Origin of the sequence: Psychromonas ossibalaenae ATCC BAA-1528, assembly GCF_000381745.1 — a bacterium.
Classification (GTDB): Bacteria; Pseudomonadota; Gammaproteobacteria; order Enterobacterales; family Psychromonadaceae; genus Psychromonas; species Psychromonas ossibalaenae.
Window position 1 is genome coordinate 1 of sequence record NZ_KB906981.1, and the last position, 16,665, is coordinate 16,665.

At 42.2% G+C, this 16,665-nt stretch carries 13 protein-coding genes; 6 read left to right on the top strand and 7 right to left on the bottom strand.

Annotated features, from left to right (window positions below; all coding sequences use genetic code 11):
- Positions 1-243 (bottom strand): transposase family protein (locus tag G327_RS24320; protein ID WP_019614455.1); only part of this gene is annotated, 243 nt, incomplete at its 3' end.
- A 487-nt stretch (positions 244-730) separates the two neighbouring features.
- Here G327_RS24320 and G327_RS0109095 point away from each other — a divergent pair.
- A complete protein-coding gene (locus tag G327_RS0109095; RefSeq protein ID WP_019614457.1) occupies positions 731-1,237 on the top strand; it encodes a M48 metallopeptidase family protein in 507 nt (168 codons plus the stop codon).
- A 12-nt stretch (positions 1,238-1,249) separates the two neighbouring features.
- Here the strand turns inward: G327_RS0109095 and oleD are convergent, their stop codons facing one another.
- The 4 genes from oleD to G327_RS0109115 form a co-directional block, all read right to left on the bottom strand.
- Positions 1,250-2,314, bottom strand: coding sequence for a 2-alkyl-3-oxoalkanoate reductase (gene oleD / locus G327_RS0109100; protein ID WP_019614458.1), 1,065 nt, complete (start codon positions 2,312-2,314; stop codon positions 1,250-1,252).
- A gap of 14 nt (positions 2,315-2,328) precedes the next feature.
- Positions 2,329-3,993, bottom strand: coding sequence for an olefin beta-lactone synthetase (gene oleC / locus G327_RS0109105; protein ID WP_019614459.1), 1,665 nt, complete (start codon positions 3,991-3,993; stop codon positions 2,329-2,331).
- Between the two features lie 338 nt (positions 3,994-4,331).
- On the bottom strand, positions 4,332-5,213 hold the full coding sequence (locus G327_RS0109110) for an alpha/beta fold hydrolase (RefSeq protein WP_019614460.1): 882 nt from the start codon (positions 5,211-5,213) through the stop codon (positions 4,332-4,334).
- A gap of 1 nt (position 5,214) precedes the next feature.
- Positions 5,215-6,264, bottom strand: coding sequence for a 3-oxoacyl-ACP synthase III (locus G327_RS0109115; RefSeq protein ID WP_019614461.1), 1,050 nt, complete (start codon positions 6,262-6,264; stop codon positions 5,215-5,217).
- Positions 6,265-6,909: 645 nt separating this feature from the next.
- On the opposite strand from G327_RS0109115, the gene G327_RS27520 reads away from it, so the two are divergent.
- Entirely contained in the window at positions 6,910-7,038 is a 129-nt protein-coding gene (locus tag G327_RS27520) for a hypothetical protein (protein ID WP_019614462.1), read from the top strand.
- Between the two features lie 21 nt (positions 7,039-7,059).
- Here the strand turns inward: G327_RS27520 and G327_RS0109125 are convergent, their stop codons facing one another.
- Together G327_RS0109125 and mnmC are read right to left on the bottom strand one after the other, a co-directional pair.
- Positions 7,060-8,268, bottom strand: coding sequence for an aromatic amino acid transport family protein (locus G327_RS0109125; RefSeq protein WP_019614463.1), 1,209 nt, complete (start codon positions 8,266-8,268; stop codon positions 7,060-7,062).
- 513 nt (positions 8,269-8,781) lie between these two features.
- Positions 8,782-10,797, bottom strand: coding sequence for a bifunctional tRNA (5-methylaminomethyl-2-thiouridine)(34)-methyltransferase MnmC2/FAD-dependent 5-carboxymethylaminomethyl-2-thiouridine(34) oxidoreductase MnmC1 (gene mnmC / locus G327_RS0109130; RefSeq protein WP_019614464.1), 2,016 nt, complete (start codon positions 10,795-10,797; stop codon positions 8,782-8,784).
- 121 nt (positions 10,798-10,918) lie between these two features.
- Between mnmC and fabB the strand changes: the two genes are divergently transcribed.
- The 4 genes from fabB to G327_RS0109150 all read left to right on the top strand — a co-directional run.
- Positions 10,919-12,133: a beta-ketoacyl-ACP synthase I gene (gene fabB, locus G327_RS0109135; protein WP_019614465.1), complete on the top strand. Its 1,215-nt coding sequence runs from the start codon at positions 10,919-10,921 to the stop codon at positions 12,131-12,133.
- 230 nt (positions 12,134-12,363) lie between these two features.
- Positions 12,364-13,503: a 4-phosphoerythronate dehydrogenase gene (locus tag G327_RS0109140; protein WP_019614466.1), complete on the top strand. Its 1,140-nt coding sequence runs from the start codon at positions 12,364-12,366 to the stop codon at positions 13,501-13,503.
- Between the two features lies 1 nt (position 13,504).
- On the top strand, positions 13,505-14,581 hold the full coding sequence (locus tag G327_RS0109145) for an aspartate-semialdehyde dehydrogenase (RefSeq protein ID WP_019614467.1): 1,077 nt from the start codon (positions 13,505-13,507) through the stop codon (positions 14,579-14,581).
- A 149-nt stretch (positions 14,582-14,730) separates the two neighbouring features.
- On the top strand, positions 14,731-16,665 hold a 1,935-nt coding region (locus tag G327_RS0109150), incomplete at its 3' end, for a FimV/HubP family polar landmark protein (RefSeq protein ID WP_019614468.1).

Consider the following 16,665-nt stretch of genomic DNA (forward strand, 5'->3'; position numbering starts at 1 on the left):
TTTTAAACGACAGATAACACGAGCAATAGTGTCATGCCGAGGTATCCCGGATTCAAAAGGACGATATTGACGAAGCCAATCAAGCTTTATATGGCCGAAGTTTTCAATATCCTCCCAGCCTTCAGAGCCAGACATAACGGCACTAATAGCGAGTAAAAGAATATCGAGTAAATTATGTTTCTTACATCGTTCAATACGAGGGTCTGAGATGGAATCGAAGTATTTCAAAAAAGTAGCGCTCATTATTATCACCAAATAGCTAATTGTTAGTATATGGTGATCAGATCGCTAGTTGGAGGAAAAGTTCAATTTATAATGATCTTGCCGTGGATCAGTGTAAACATTACAGATAATAAAATCGAGTGATATACCCGTTATCAGTCAAAATACATTTATCAGGCGCTCGCTCGGACACCTGAGCAAGGCGTGACATTTAGACCTTTCGAGCGATTAACTTCGTTAATCCTCTAGCGGTAGGTGTAAATGCAAGCATTTAACACCTTAAATGGTGTTCCCTTTATGATTGCTGCAACGCAGTTCTGGTTTTCGAGCGTGCGACCCGAAGGGCAAGTCGAAGGCTGCATTTTCGTTGTTATAAAGTCTTTATTTAACCATTGGATTTTCAATATTATGCTGAGAATCAGCTCGGCTCTCGAATTGCTGATTTTTGCATTTAGATTGTTGACGGGTATATACTCGCCATTAATATAAATAATTTAAGTCTACCTCCATGAAAGTTCTCAAGTATGTAAACCATTATCCCGTTCATATTGTTGAACAGGTTGAATCATTAGTTAAAGAAAACAAACTGGCTGATTACCTAAGGAATAAATATCCTCATAAACATACAATCAATAATGAGAAGGCACTTTACGATTACGTTCAGGATTATAAAAAAAGATATATAAAACAATCATCGCCAATTAGCAGGGTGAGTTACGATCCAAAGTTACAGCTGGTTAAGCATGCGTTAGGCACGCATACCTATGTTTCTCGTGTGCAGGGCAGTAAGTTGAAAGCTAAACAGGAGATTCGTATCGCTTCCTTATTTAAAGAAGCGCCGCAGGCGATGCTGGATATGATTGTTGTACATGAATTAGCCCACCTTAAAGAGAAAGAACATAATAAAGCATTCTATAAGTTGTGCCTGCACATGCAGCCCGAATACCATCAATTAGAGCTGGATACCCGTCTATTTCTTATTGAAACTGAGCTTAACGGTTCGCTCTATAAATGACGGGTAAAACAGTTACAGTGAAGCTTTAAGCTTTACCATGCCTTGATCAATTGAAACCAGCGGCTGATAACCAAGGTCATGCTTAGCTGCACTGATATCAAAATAGTGACTGGTTGACAGTTGACGGGCAACAAAGCGGGTCATAATCGGTTCTTCACTTTTGCGCAATCCTAGGTAAATCCATTCTAAAAATGTGCCGACTGCGTAAGCAACGGACGCCGGTACGCGTTTAGTAACCGCTGGCAAATTCTTACAGGCTAAAATTTTATTAAGCATATCAGCCATTAGGATTGGCTGATCGTTACTTAAAAAATAGGCTTTTCCCGCGCAGACCGGACATGTTTCACTCAATTTTACAGCAGCTAACAGGTGCGCATACACCGCATTGTCGATATAAATAGTATCAACAAGTTTATCTGTTTTACCGACTAGCTTTAATCTTCCTGCCTTGGCACGCTCAAGTACACGTGGTACCAAATGCGGATCACCGGGACCCCAGATTAAATGCGGGCGCAGGGCAACAGTTTTAAGGCCGGCGGTGTTCGCCTGCAGCACACTCTGTTCTGCAGTCGCTTTAGATAAGCCGTAATAATTTAAATAAGACTGTGCATAGGGTTGTGATTCATTGATACCGTCTTCATCTAAACCGCAAAAGGTTACACTTGGTGTACTGGTATACACTAAGCGTGAAATATTTAGTTCCCGGCAGGCCTCAATAATGTTCTCTGTACCGCTCACATTAGGTTGAAAATAGGAGGCTTTATTACCCCAGACTCCAGCTTTCGAGGCAACATGAAAAACCAGATCGCAGCCCTGCATGGCATTTAACAGGGCCTGTTTATCTGCGATATCCCCTTTAATTAACTGGACACCCATGTCCTTAAGTTCAGGATAACTGCCTCGTGCAAAACCGACTACATTAATATCGGCAGTGCGCAGAAATCTGCACAGAGCTTTACCTAAAAAACCACCTGCACCGGTAACAAAAACAGATGTTACCTGGCCGGCAAGCTGTTTTAATACCAGCTGCTGTTTTTCATCTAACTGACTGAATGTGGGAATTTCATTAAAGGACATTATCAAGTTTCCAGTTACTTATTAATCTGCTGCTGTGCCCATTGGGCTAGTTTTTCGCGGAATATTTTCGCATTGTGGCGAATATCCATCGGAAAAGCCTGATGAATTAAAAATTCTTTAATGCCCGCTGTCTGCGGGTGGCGGTCAGCCATAAATTTTAATTCATTAAAGAGTTTAATCGAACTCTCGGACGGTTTACTGATTAATTCAATACATAACAACGGCACTGTCTGTTCATTAATCTGCACTGCAACCAGCGCACTGCGTTTAATTGCAGGGTGAGTATTAAATATACGCTCACAGCAAATTGAATAATAACTTTTCGATTCATTTTTATAAACAGAATCTACTGCATGAGATTTGCGGCCGCACATCCATAGTTTACCGAATTCATCTAGATAACCAAGGTCCCCCATGCGGTGTCGGACTGCTGCCGCATCGTTTATTTTACTAGAGAGAGTCGCCTGATCTCTATGATAGTAGCTTGAACTTACCTGCGGACCTTTAACAACAATTTCACCGATCTCGTAGGGAGCTAAGTTAAGCTTCTCATCCCAATGATCAATAACCAAATCGCTGATTTGAATTATACTGATTTCGGTTCCGTTAACCGGTAATCCAACGCAGATGCCGCCGCCGGTATCGGTAATGGATTCGGTCTGCAGCAGCTGCTGACTACCGATTTTACTAATAGGCAGTGATTCAGTCGCACCGTATGAGTTGAGTACTTCAACCCCTTTATTAAGCAGTTTAGTAAAACGCTCAATAGAGGGCAGGGTAGCCGGCGCACCAGCGGAAATAACACGTTTAATACTGTGCAGCTTTAAACTCTGTACTAAACCCGCCTGACCTAACAGCTCTATCAATGCTGGATTGGCAAACAGATTAGAACACTGATATTTCTCAATAGCTGCAAATATATTATTCGGATCAGCAGTGATTGGTTTGCTGGCATCCATATCCGGGACAATGGAAGCCATTCCAAGTGCCGGGCCGAACAGTGAAAACAGCGGAAAAGTAGCAAGATCTGCTTCGCCGTGTCTGATGGCATAGTCGTTTTTTAAGACATTGATTTGCGCTTCAAACATAGCATGGCTGTACACCACACCTTTCGGGGTGCCGGTGCTGCCGCTGGTAAACAGAATGGCTGCCATCTGCTGCTGTTCCAGCTTGACCATCTCATAAGGCAGCTGAGTTTTATATTTTTTCAGCAAAGCTTTCAAACTGCTTCCGCCCCATAGGCCTGAACCCGCAACAGTGATGTTATGCTTAATACTTTCCTTACCCCAGCCGAATAAACGTCGTGCCAGATGGGCCTTGGGAATGCCGATAAATACATCCGGCTGCGCCTCGTTAAAGCACTGCTTGAGATTTTTAGTACCCATACCGGGATCCACCAGTATCGGCACAATCCCAGCTTTAAACAAAGCAAATGTTAAAGCAAAAAAATCAATGCTGGGTGTGACCATCAGTACCGCTTTATCACCGCTTTTTAAACCATATTGATTAAGCGCAAAAGCGATCTGATCACTGCGTCTGTTAAGCGATCCAAAGTCAATTTCCTGGTAAGTCAGTTTGTTAAACTGCTGCTTCTGAACGGCAACAGCAAGGGATTCAGGTGTGTTGTGAGCTGCATCGACTAGATGTCGGCAAAGATTGGCTTGATTGATATTTTGCATAAATGATTGAATATCTACCTTAAGTGTTTTTATAAACTTAATACCGTTAAGGATTTAACGGCACTATATACCCATGTTACCTCAAAATGCTTTGTCAGGCACTAGTTCAAATACCAGAACAAGGAGCAACATGAGGTAATGGTACTTCCCTTTTCGATTGTTGCAACGCGGGACTGGTTTTTGAGCTGGCGCCCCGTAGGGCAAGGCAAACAGCACCAATCTGCGTTGTTATAAAATCTCTATGTAGAATAACTATACTTCAATTTTATGCCTATCATCTTGGCACATTTTGCCTTGCTGACTTTGCATCTTGAAGTATCATGGGTATAAATGTTCAGTTACGGATTATCGGCCATAAATGTTTTAACCAGAGGGATCACCTCGTCAGCAGCATCCTCAAGAATATAATGACCACAGTCAGTAAATTCAGTAACAGCCGCCTGGGGCATTTTTTCTTTCCAGACATCTAAGAAATGTTTATCAAAAACAAAGTCTTTTAGACCCCAGCAGATAATAGTGGGTACTTTCTGAAAGTTTTGCAAACTTTTTTCGATCTCAGACACCAGTTCATAACTTTTATCGTTAGCAAACAGTGGGATATCCTGCACAAAACGTAAAGTTGAAATACGATTTTTCCAGGAGTTGAAAGGCATAACATAAGCCTGACGAATATCTTTAGGCATAGGTTTACGCTTAACACCGACATAGGAAGCAATAGAAGAAAATGCATTAAAACCGCGAACCAGTATTGTACCTAGACGCATATTGCGGCAGATCCATAACGGTATTGGTAAACTTTTGCTTTTAGGAATATGAAATGCACCGGTATTTAAAATCACTAAACGTTTAATACGTTCAGGGTGGCGGGCCGCGTAACCCATACCTATCATACCGCCCCAGTCATGCACAACTAAGGTGATGTTTTCTTTAATCTGCAGTGATTCGAGCAGGGCTTCTAAGTCATCAATACGAGATTTAAGCGTGTATTCATAATCTTTATCGCCGGGTTTATCTGATAAACCGCAGCCGATATGATCCGGTACAATACACTGGTATTGACTGCTGAGTGCAGTTACTAAATTACGGTAATAAAAAGACCAGCTTGGATTGCCGTGCACCATTACAACGGGCTCACCACTACCTTCGTTAAGATAATGGTACTGCTGTCCGTTACGGACTAAATAATTGCGTTTAAAAGGGAATAAAGTATCTAAATTCATATTACCACTCGAGTCCTAGCATCATACAGTTAAGGCCGCTGCCTATACCCAAAAAGCTGACATTATCACCTTTTTTTAAGAAACCTTGATCATGCGCCATTGCTGCAGTCACTGGTAGAGAAACGGTACCCATATTGCCGAGTTTCTGGAAAGTAGGAAACTCTTTATGCGCCGGAATATTTAAAGCCGCTAATACCTGTTTCTGATTTGCCGAACCAACTTGATGACAGATAACCTTATCAACCTGCTCGGTGACCCAGTCTCTCTGACTCAAAAAATGCTTCCAGGTATCGTGCGCCAGTGCTACCCCTTCTTTAAGAAGCGGTACGGCATTGGTACGCATAAACTCGCGGTGCAGTTTTAATCCCACTTCCTGCAGACCCCATTTACATAAATCATGATGTTCAGGAGCAGAAAGGTGGCTGGCACCTAATAATTTGTGCTGGCGTGAATTTTTCAGCGGCAGAGAGCCGTCTGTTAATAAAACAGCTACTGCGCCGGAGCCGCCAGTTAAGGTAGCTAAAGACTGCGAAAAGTTCTGAATAGTCTGATTTTCAAGCATATTGTCGATAGTAATATCTACAATATGACGAGCTGATTCACAGGAAACCACTAGACCCGCTTTTATCTGACCAAGCTCGATGCGGTTTGCAATATCTAACATGCCGGATAAAACCCCTAAACAGGCATTACTGATATCGTATATGGCAGTGCTGTTATTCACACCTAACTCTGCTGCAATACGGCAGGCCGTTGCCGGCTCATGCTGATCTCTGCAGACTCCCGTATAAACCACTGCACCAACATCATTAATGTTAACGCCGGTCTCAGCAATGGTTTTTTTAGCCGCTTCAATGGCTCCGTCGGATAAACGATGATCTGACGGCCACCAGCGTCTCTCCTGGATACCGGTTAAGGCGGCCAGTTGACCCATAGGGATGCGGAGTTTCTGATACAAAGGCGCAAGGCGCGACTCTAATTCGCTGCTTGAGACTGCATGCGGAGCCAATTCGTAAGCAAGGCTGTTGATAAAAACGCGTGAATATTTCATTAAACTGATTTATATCTCATCTATTACTTTACCTATAAGAGTAAATTTTAAGCAATTAAGCATACCCTCAAATCGAGCGCGTAGGTTAACGCAAAATCTCAGTTTTAACAAAGGGCTAAGTAAAAAGAATACCAGCTTTCACCCTTTTTATTGCGGTTACACGCATTAGCGCAGCTTTATTTATAGGATTTTTGTATTAATTTCTTAATATTTTGCTTTATTTGCTGTAATCGGCAGCAGTTATTTTATCGGCAATTAGTAAATTACGGGAGTATAAAGTTGAGTTTGTTCACCAATAATCCGGCAAAATTGTTTTTCATCCGACAGTCTCAATGGCAATTAATTATAAAAGTAAGTTAATTGATAACTAAACAGGTTAGAGTCTTAAATGCAAAGCTTGGGCATGCACTTGTTTTTTTATTATTTACATGTTGCGAAATCAAGGTGTTACTAATTACTTTGTTGCTCTTTTTATATATTTTTCATTTTCCCATTTGATCCAGTCTTTTGATTATGTGAACATAAAGTCACTGATGAACGTTGAGGCTTAGCGGGTACAAATAAACACATAGCAAAGTATGCTTCAATTGAATTTTGCTTATTGTATAAACAAGTATCATTGATAGGTAGAACCCAAAAGAGCTAGTGCTTAGTGAATACTATGTTTTTTTGTTTGACCAGCCGCTGGAAATTGATATGCAGACTAACGATGAGTTAGAGGGGATTGAAGTGGGCACCTTATTTATTAGTGAAATTGAATTAGGGGCTAAATAGCCCCTGTATGAGTTAAGCTGACTAACCTACTGCCGGGATAAACCCAGCCATCTGCAGCAGCTGTGCTGCAATGATTAATAAACCTGCGCCTGTCACTGTGTACAAAGCAGCTGTGCCTCCGCGTACTTGATAGCATTGTGCTGTTTTCTGGTGTGTTTTACGCTGCGCTACCACCATGGCGACGGGTAAAAACAGCGCAAGGATAACCAGGGCAATTGCCGCGTAACCTAAGGCCGTTATAAAACCCTGCGGGTAAAACAGCGCAAAACAAAGCGGCGGTACAAAAGTGACCAGAGCAGTCTGCAGGCGTCCTTTTAAACAGTTAGTGCGTTTTAAAGTATCTGAAATAAAATCGAATAAACCCAAGCTCACACCAAGAAAAGAGGTCGCCAGAGCAAGATCGGCAAAAATTGATACGGATTTACTAACCAGCGGATTATTGAGCATACTGCTTAATGTGCTGATAAATGCGCCTAGTGTTGTGCTGGCTATTAAATCTGACTGATTTAACACCCCCTGGCTGGCGGCCTGCCATAAAATATATACCAGCAGCGGTACTGCAGAGCCTATCAGCATTATTTTACGCAGTGACTTAATATCGACACCGACGTAGCGCACAACTGAAGGTATACTGCCGTGAAATCCGAAAGAGGTAAAAACAACGGGCAGCGCTGAAATAATAAGGCCTTTATGTACCGGCATATCAATCAGGTGCTGGCTTTGTATATGCGGAATTAACAGCCACAGCATAACAAAAAGCGCAATAACCTTCAGGGTAAATAGAACGCGGTTAATAATATCAACGGAATGGGTGCCGACCGAAACGACTGCCGCGATAAAAACGGTAAAAATGATAGTACCCGTCTGCGGGTTAACATTAAGCCCCATCCAGTGAGTTAATTTATCATTAAGCTGCGCACCGCCTCCGGCGATATAGGCCGAACATAATGCATAAAACAGGAAGATCATGGCAAAACTCGCAATCATCTGCCCTTTACGTCCAAGTAACTGGTAAGCAAGAGTATGCAGGGTGGCATGCGGTGCAGCATGCTGGTGTACTTCGAGCATTAATAAGGCGGTATAGATCATTAAAGACCAGATAGCCGCCATTAAAAGCGTTGCTGTTGTGAAGCCGAGTGAGGCTGAAGCTAAGGGCAGTGCTAACATGCCTGCCCCGATGGTGGTTCCGGCAATAATCAGTATGCTGCCGAAGGTTTTATTCATAGACATTATTTTAAGTTTCCAAAAATTTATTATTAAAGCTGTTATTTAAAGACGCAGATTATTAACGGGTAAAACAGGTTTAATCGTAAAATGCGTCGAAATGCTGCAGAATTAGACTGGATAATGGCGATGAATCTGGCGATAGTAGAGGTGGCCGCAGAAATTGTTCAAAATTGGTGCTCATAGATAATAGTTCAAACAGGAAAAGAGCAGAATAATTGCTGTTACTTCTGCTGTCAATGATTGATGTGTTTGTTTATTTATACCCGTTATCATTCAATATTAAATATTCAAAAATCAACAAGTCGAGAGGTGGAAAGCTTCTAGGCATGAAGGTGAAGATCTAACGGGTTAAATCGAAACTTCACAACAACGAAGATGTTTGCCTCCCGGCTTGCCCCTTGGATCACTCGCTCTAAAACTAATACTGCGTTGCAGCATTCGATAAGGGCTTGCCATTGTCATCATGCCGCGCTTGGCTTGCGTTTAATAAAATAATCCAAGCCCGGTAATCAGCTGTTAAAACTTAAGTGCTTTACTTTTTTTCAGGTAATTGAGCCATTGGCGGTTACCCTGCATGGCATTTAAAATATTACAGCTGAAGGGTAACGGTTCTTTATTTATCTGCCCGGCCAGCATCTCAGCCAGTAACGGCGCAGTGCATAATCCCCGAGAGCCTAATCCGGTTAATATAAACAGATTATCGTGGAAAGGGGCGTCGTTTGGATTTACTGATTTATGAGCATCCTGGTAAAACTCTTTGCTTGCCTGATAATCTGGCAGGGCACCTGCGTAGGGGAAATGATCCCGGGTGGTGCATCGGATACCGATATTGGCATCCTGGTGCTCTATATCTATCTGCTTTACCCAGTCTTTATCCACAATACACTTTGCCAGCTTGTGTTTATTATCTATTTGTTCTTGTTGGGAAAAAGTTTCGTCTGTTAGGTGACGTTTAAAGCTTGCTCCCATACAGTGGTGCTGATTATTAACCGGTGTTAAATAACCTTCATGACATAAAGTCACCCGCAAGGCGCCGAGTTTATCATTTGTCGGTACGTGTGATACCTGGCCGCGGGCGGCCGATAAAGGCAGTGCTTCACATTGTTTAAACTGCAGCGTATCAAACCCCGTGGTTAATACAACTAGATCATGTTTAACATTGTTTTCTGAAAATTCTAATTTCCAGTGATCCTGCTCCTGCTTAAAAGATTCTAATTTATGGTTAAAATGAACCGTTAGATTACCGCTTTGCTTAGCTTTATCAAAAACAGCATTAACCATCTGTTTCGGACTTAACCAGCCGGCCAGCGGGTAAAACAGTGCCTGCTGGCCAATATCGACGGCCGCAATTGCATCGCTTTGAGCAGCTGATTTACGACAGACAAGCCCCTGCGGCAGTTTTGTCTGTAGTATTTTATCTAATTTCTTTGCTGAGCTTTGGTCATAATAAAGCTGCAGTAAACCTGAAAAATCATAAGCAAATGGAGTTGAAGCGGCGGTTTGAGTGACATAATTACGCGCAAATAAAAATGAATTGGCAAAAAACTGACTTAAAGCATTATGCTGGTCGTTTAATAACGGATACAGGGCACCCTGTTGATTGCCGGATGCACCTACTGCAAACTCTGCGTCTTTGCAGTAAAGGCTGACTTTATAACCGCGTTTGATTAAAGCTAAAGAGATACAGGCGCCGGCAATACCGCCCCCGATAACAGCAATACTTTCCGCAGCTGATGTTTTGCCTGCTCGATAATGGGGCCCGCAGGGCTGGCTGTTTACAGCTGCTCTGTCAAAGTCGCCGATAAGCATTTCCCGCTTTTTGCCGTAACCTTTACGTTTATGCATTTTGAAGCCGGCATTTATTAACCCGCGGCGTACAAAACCGGCCGCGGTAAATGTGGCTATAGTGGCTTTATGCTTACACGCCGCGGCAATCTGTGAGAATAATTTTTCACTCCACATCTCTGGATTTTTACTCGGCGCAAATCCATCAAGATACCAGCAGTCAAAAATTCCCGTATTATAATGATGAACAGTCGGCAGTGTTTCTTTAACATCACCAAACCACAGATCCAGGGTAATATTAAAGTTATCCAGAGTTATGCGGTGGCAGCCGGTCAACGGCAGCGGATATTGTTCAACTAACGGCTTAATAAAATCTTTAAGGGCCGGCCACCTGCTTAAAGCCCTGTGCAGATCCTCTTTATTAAGCGGGTATTTCTCGAAACTGCTGAAATGCAGACGCTGCAGCTTAGCTTCCGGATTGGCTGTGCGGAATTTATGAAACTCTAAACAGGTAAGCAGAAAGTTAAGGCCGGTACCAAACCCTGTCTCGGCAATGGAAAAAAATGAACTGCGGCTGTTTAACCAGCGCGACTGTAAATTATTGCCCTGTAAAAAAACATACAGAGATTCGTTTAATCCTTGTTCAGTATTGAAATAGACATCTTCAAATTGAGCAGAAAACGGCTCAGACTGATCAGACCAGTTTATTTCGGCATGCTTAATTAATTTGTTTTTGTCTTCAGACAAGATATATTTCCTATTCTGTGCGATTATATTTTAGTTTTATATCGGTGTGCCTTGAATTTACGAATAACGGACACATTTCGATAATCATATAATTAGTCCCTCATGCAATAAAGGCTTAATAATGAAAAGAGCAGTAATTACAGGTATTGGTATTGTTTCTAGTATTGGTAACAATAAAGAAGAAGTTTTAACGTCACTGAAAAGTGGTAAATCTGGTATCACATTCTCCGAGCAGTTTGCTGAGATGAAGATGCGCAGCCAGGTTTGGGGTGACTTAAAAATTGTGCCAAGTGAACATATTGACCGTAAAGTAATGCGCTTTATGGGTGATGCCGCTGCATTCACATACCTTTCTATGGAACAGGCAATTGCTGATGCGAACCTTCCTGAAGAGATGGTTTCTAACGAAAGAACTGGTTTAGTGGCCGGCTCCGGCGGCGCTTCTTCTAAAAACCAGGTTTTAGCATGTCAAATTATGCAGGACAAAGGCGTTCGCCGTGTTGGTCCGTATATGGTACCTCGTACTATGGCAAGCACAACATCAGCTTGTGTTGCAACACCGTTTAAAATCAAAGGTATTAACTATTCGATGAGCTCTGCTTGTGCAACAAGCTCTCATTGTATTGGCCATGCACTTGAACAGATCCAGCTTGGTAAACAAGATATCGTTTTTGCCGGCGGCGGTGAAGAATTAGACTGGACAATGGCTTGTGAATTTGACGCGATGGGCGCACTTTCAAGCAAATATAACGAAACACCAGAAAAAGCATCACGTACCTATGATGCTAACCGTGACGGTTTTGTTATCTCCGGCGGCGGTGGTATGGTTGTTGTTGAAGAGCTTGAACACGCACTTGCCCGCGGTGCAAAAATCTATGCTGAAATCGTCGGTTACGGCGCAACTTCCGACGGTTACGACATGGTTGCTCCTTCTGGTGAAGGTGCGGTACGTTGTATGCGTCAGGCGTTATCAACAGTTGAAGGTGAAGTAGATTACCTGAACACACACGGTACTTCTACACCGGTTGGTGATACTAAAGAGTTAGAAGCAATTAATGAAGTATTCGCTGATAAAGCGCCTAAAATCAGTGCAACAAAATCTCAAACCGGTCATGCCTTAGGTGCTGCCGGTGTTCATGAAGCTATTTACAGCTTACTTATGATGGAAAATGACTTTATCTCTCCATCGATTAATGTTGAAGAAGTTGATGAAAAAGCGACAGCACTGCCAATCGTTAAAAACACAGCGGTTGATGCTAAACTGAACATCGTAATGTCAAACAGCTTTGGTTTTGGCGGTACAAACGCAACATTAGTATTTAAACGTTTATCATAATCGTTTAAATTGAACTTTATGTTTAAATTTGAAAGGAGCTTTTAGCTCCTTTTTTGTTGCTGATACACCCAAACTCCCGAAGGGCGACACGCTAAGCGACGATCTTCGTTGTTAGAAGGTTTTGATTTAGAATAGCTAGATCATCAATTGTCTGTCTAGAGCCTGATCGTTTATCACCTTGCTGATTTCTGTATCGTGAAGTAGTTTGGGTATTATAATTGGAGATATAGATGAATATTTATATCGATGAAAACATCCCCTATGCACAAGAATTTTTTGCCGGCCTCGGCAGACTGCATTTTTTTGCCGGCCGTTCGGTTTGTGCGCAGCAGCTTGCGGATGCTGATGTTCTGCTGGTTCGCTCAATTACTCAGGTCAATAAGCAGTTATTAAGTCAAAACGACTCACTTAAATTTGTCGGCACTGCCACAATCGGCACGGATCATATCGATCAAGACTACCTAAATGAACGCGGTATTGCATTCAGCAGTGCACCGGGTTGTAATAAAATATCGGTTGCAGAATATATATTAAGCAGTCTGCTGGTGTTAGCTGAAAAGCAGCAGTTTAAATTAACCAATAAAACCGTAGCTATTGTCGGAGCAGGAAACACCGGCAGTGCAGTTTTTCAGCGCTTAGATGCCTTGGGTGTCCGCTGTAAGCTTTACGATCCGCCGCTGCAGCTGGCAGGTGATACACGTGACTTCTGCTCTTTTGATGAAGTGCTAGAGTCAGATATTATCAGTCTGCATGTACCTAAAACAGCCGACGGAAAATATCCAACAGTGCATATGTTTGCTGAGCAGGAGCTGGAAAAGCTGTCTAACAAACAAATATTATTAAACGCATCACGCGGCGAGATTATTGATAATCAAGCTTTATTAAAGCTTGCTCATCAGGGGCTGCATCCTGCGCTAGTATTAGATGTGTGGGAAAATGAGCCCGATATTGAGCAGCAGTTATTGCCGTTTGTGGAAATTGCAACACCGCATATTGCCGGCTACAGCTTAGACGGTAAAGTGCGCGGCACAGAAATGCTTTACCAGGCTTTATGTGAATTGTTAGATATCGAGCCGCAGCACAGATTAAAAGATTTTGTCGCACAAGCTGCTGTTAATCAGGTAACTATCTCACAGGTTATAGATCAGAGTTTATTAAAATCATTAATGCATATGATTTTTGATGTCCGCCGAGATGATGCCTTATTTAGACAAATGATTGATCAAACGGATGGTTTTGATACCATGCGCAAAACTTACCAGGAACGCCGAGAATTATCGACATTAGTTGTCCACTCCAGCGTAAATCAAAATACATTATTACAGTCGTTAGGTTTCTCTACCTTCGATCTGAATGACACAAAGGAATAACATGAAATCTGAATACAATATTGCGCTGATTGGCGAATTAAACGGCTGTATCGAAACAACCTTAGAAGTATTAGCACAACGCGAATTCCCTGTTGCAAAGGTATTTCCTTTAGTGAATGAAGCGGACCTATTCTGCTCCCCCCGTATTGATGAATCAGAAGAAGACTTTGATCAAGAGGAATTGGGACCTCAAGCTAATACCGTTATGTTCAATGGAAAGCCGCTAGATGTTATTGAACTGGATAACTTTAACTGGCAGCAGGTTGATATCGCATTTTTCTTAACGGATACAGAAACGACTCAAAAGTGGGCTGATATCGCCAGTGAATATTGTGTTGTGATTGATAACAGTGGTGCATTTTTAGGCGATGAAAATGTACCCTTAGTACAGGCTGGTGTGAATGAAGATAACCTTAGCCGCTATGCAGAAACAAATAAAGTATCAATTCCAAGTAGTGAAAGTGCGCAGCTGGCGCTCGCTGTTAAACAGCTTCACCAGGAAGTTGGTCTGGTCCGTGTTAGTGTTTCTAGCTATCAATCTGTTTCCACTGCAGGTAAGGCCGGAGTAACAACTCTTGCCGGTGAAACGGCGCGTTTGTTAAATGCTAAAGGAGTAGAAACTGACCTTTTCCCACAGCAGTCTGCTTTTAACGTGTTTCCGCAGGTTGGTGAATTTAACGAAGAGGGTATCAGTTTAAGTGAGCTGCGTTTAGTTAATGAAATTCGTGCTTTATTAAACGATCCTTCAATTATTGTTTCATCCACTCAGGTTGTTGTGCCGATGTTTTACGGCTGTGCGCAGGCAGTACATTTACAGACTCATTATCCGGTTGATCTAGAAGAAGTGGCACAATCTCTGCATCATAGTGATGGGGTATCGTTAGCTGAATCAGTTTGTGATTATCCGGATATGATCAACGATGTTGTTGGCAATGACGGTGTGCAGGTTGGCCGATTACGCAAAGATGTTTGTGATGCTAGTGGTATCAACCTATGGGTTTGTGCTGATAATGTTTATTATGGTATTGCCAGCAATGCTGTACAAGTTGCTGAAAAACTTATCTATACTTACCTGTAACGGCTTTCTGCTGTTTATTATAGTGGGCTAGGTCTCAATTCTAGCCTTACTATAGTTTTTATTTTACGGCTCTTGATTGAGCTGGTTTATTATTATTTATTAATTACCATAGTTAGTTACTCAATTTTCTGCTTTAACAAGGAATGAATATGAAGCGCCTGCTGCTCTCTCTCTTATGTTGTTCTCCTTTAGTTTTTTTTCCTGCTACCAGTATTAGTCTCGATATTACTGGACCTGCTAATGAGCAAAGCCTTGTATATGATCAATACGGGCCAGTCAGCCCTAATGAAACTTTGTGGGCTATCTCGACTAAATTACGACCGGACAACTCTGTCAGTATTCAGCAGACACTGGTGGCAATATACAAATTAAATCCTTACGTATTTTACGAAGGCAATATTAATAAAATAATTCCCCAATCGGTTATAAATATACCGCCTTTTGAGTTTGTTGCGCAGCAGACAGATACAGAGGCGATGGCTTTAATTAATAAATATTCTAAAAACCGAAAAAAGCAAACAGCCAAAACACCTAAACCACCCGCTAAGGTAAAAGAAACAGTGCAGGATAAACCGCCTGTCGTGAAGCAGGAGGCGGCCAAAGAACAGGTGATAGTGGGCGACGCAGAAGTGATTATCGATGATGCTGAGGTGGTGAAAGCAGCACAACTTGCATTCGATAAGGAAAAGCTAGCCGCATCAGAATTAGAGTTACAGAAACTGCAGGAAGAGCTTCTACTTGTCAGTGAGCAGCTGCTTGTTACTACTGAAGAAAATCAGATCTTAAAATTAAAGCTGCAGCCTCTAGAGGATACAATTTCTGAACTGCAGATACAGATGGAAGATGAGGCATTAATTCAGAAAAAACTTCAGAAAATTATTGATGATTATCGTGCAGAACTGGATGCCGTTGTAGAGCCTCCATTTAGCGGTGAAGGTATGGTAAATGAATTATTACGTGCTGTTACTTCTTCGCTGCTGAATCTGGCAATCGTTATTCTTGCTCCAATATTAGTTTTATTAGCACTGTTTTTAGTGATTACGCGTGTAAGATCTAAACGTCTGTTAGCTGCACAAGAGCAGGAAATGGCTGAGTCAACGGCAATATTAATGGAAGAATCAGGTCAGTTTGATTCACTGCTGACCGATGAGTTTGGCGCTGAAGCAGAGCCTGATTTAGATTTTTCTAATGACGAACATGTCCCTGTCCCGGATACTGCTGACCTTGAGCAAGTTGAATTAGATGATGAAATACAAGAGATCGATTTAAGTGATGATTCTGATGATTCGTTTGCTGTTGACCTGACCTCTTCGGACGTTGTTGATCTCACTGCTTCAGATGAAGTTGAAGCCAGTGAAGATGATCCCTTTGGTATCGGCGCATTAAGTGAAGAAGAGCTTATTTCAAGTGTAGATCTGGATGAGCCGGAGGTTGAACACAATGAAGATGATCCTTTTGGTATCGGTGCATTAGTCGATGAGGAAGATCTTATCTCCGGCGTTGATCTGGTCGATACAGATACGATTTCTCCTGAAGAACAGGCTGATTTAGATCTGGCTGCACAATGGGAGTCACAGTTATCCGAAGAGTCGGAAGAAACTGATGTAAAGCAAAATGATGCTGTGGAGCAGGATGAATCTGAGTTTGATTTAACTGCAGCATCGGGTTTTAACGAACAAGCATCCGAGCAGAGTGAAAGCCCTGCAGAGATAGATTCATCTAAGAGCGCAATAGCAGATCCTGTAAACGATGATTTTGTAGACGATATTGCTGAACTTGATCTAGAAGCCCTGGCGGAACTTGAAAGCAGTGAGTCAGTTGAGTCTTTATCTGAGCAGCCTGAGTTAGAAATAGAGCAGCCGGAAGAGACTGCCGAACTTAGTTTAGAAGTGCTGGCAGAACTTGAAAGCAGTGAGTCAGTTGAGTCTTTATCTGAGCAGCCTAAGTTAGAAACAGAGCCGTCGGAAGAGACTGCCGAACTTGATTTAGAAGCCCTGGCAGAACTTGAGAGCAGTGAGTCAGTTGAGTCTTTATCTGAGCAGCCTGAGTTAGAAACGGAGCAGCCGGAAGAGACTGCCGAACTT

Coding starts and splice junctions, on each gene's coding strand:
- G327_RS0109095 (WP_019614457.1), top strand. CDS start 731: ATGAAAGTTCTCAAGTATGTAAACCATTATCCCGTTCATATTGTTGAA.
- oleD (WP_019614458.1), bottom strand. CDS start 2,314: ATGTCCTTTAATGAAATTCCCACATTCAGTCAGTTAGATGAAAAACAG.
- oleC (WP_019614459.1), bottom strand. CDS start 3,993: ATGCAAAATATCAATCAAGCCAATCTTTGCCGACATCTAGTCGATGCA.
- G327_RS0109110 (WP_019614460.1), bottom strand. CDS start 5,213: ATGAATTTAGATACTTTATTCCCTTTTAAACGCAATTATTTAGTCCGT.
- G327_RS0109115 (WP_019614461.1), bottom strand. CDS start 6,264: ATGAAATATTCACGCGTTTTTATCAACAGCCTTGCTTACGAATTGGCT.
- G327_RS0109125 (WP_019614463.1), bottom strand. CDS start 8,268: ATGTCTATGAATAAAACCTTCGGCAGCATACTGATTATTGCCGGAACC.
- fabB (WP_019614465.1), top strand. CDS start 10,919: ATGAAAAGAGCAGTAATTACAGGTATTGGTATTGTTTCTAGTATTGGT.
- G327_RS0109140 (WP_019614466.1), top strand. CDS start 12,364: ATGAATATTTATATCGATGAAAACATCCCCTATGCACAAGAATTTTTT.
- G327_RS0109145 (WP_019614467.1), top strand. CDS start 13,505: ATGAAATCTGAATACAATATTGCGCTGATTGGCGAATTAAACGGCTGT.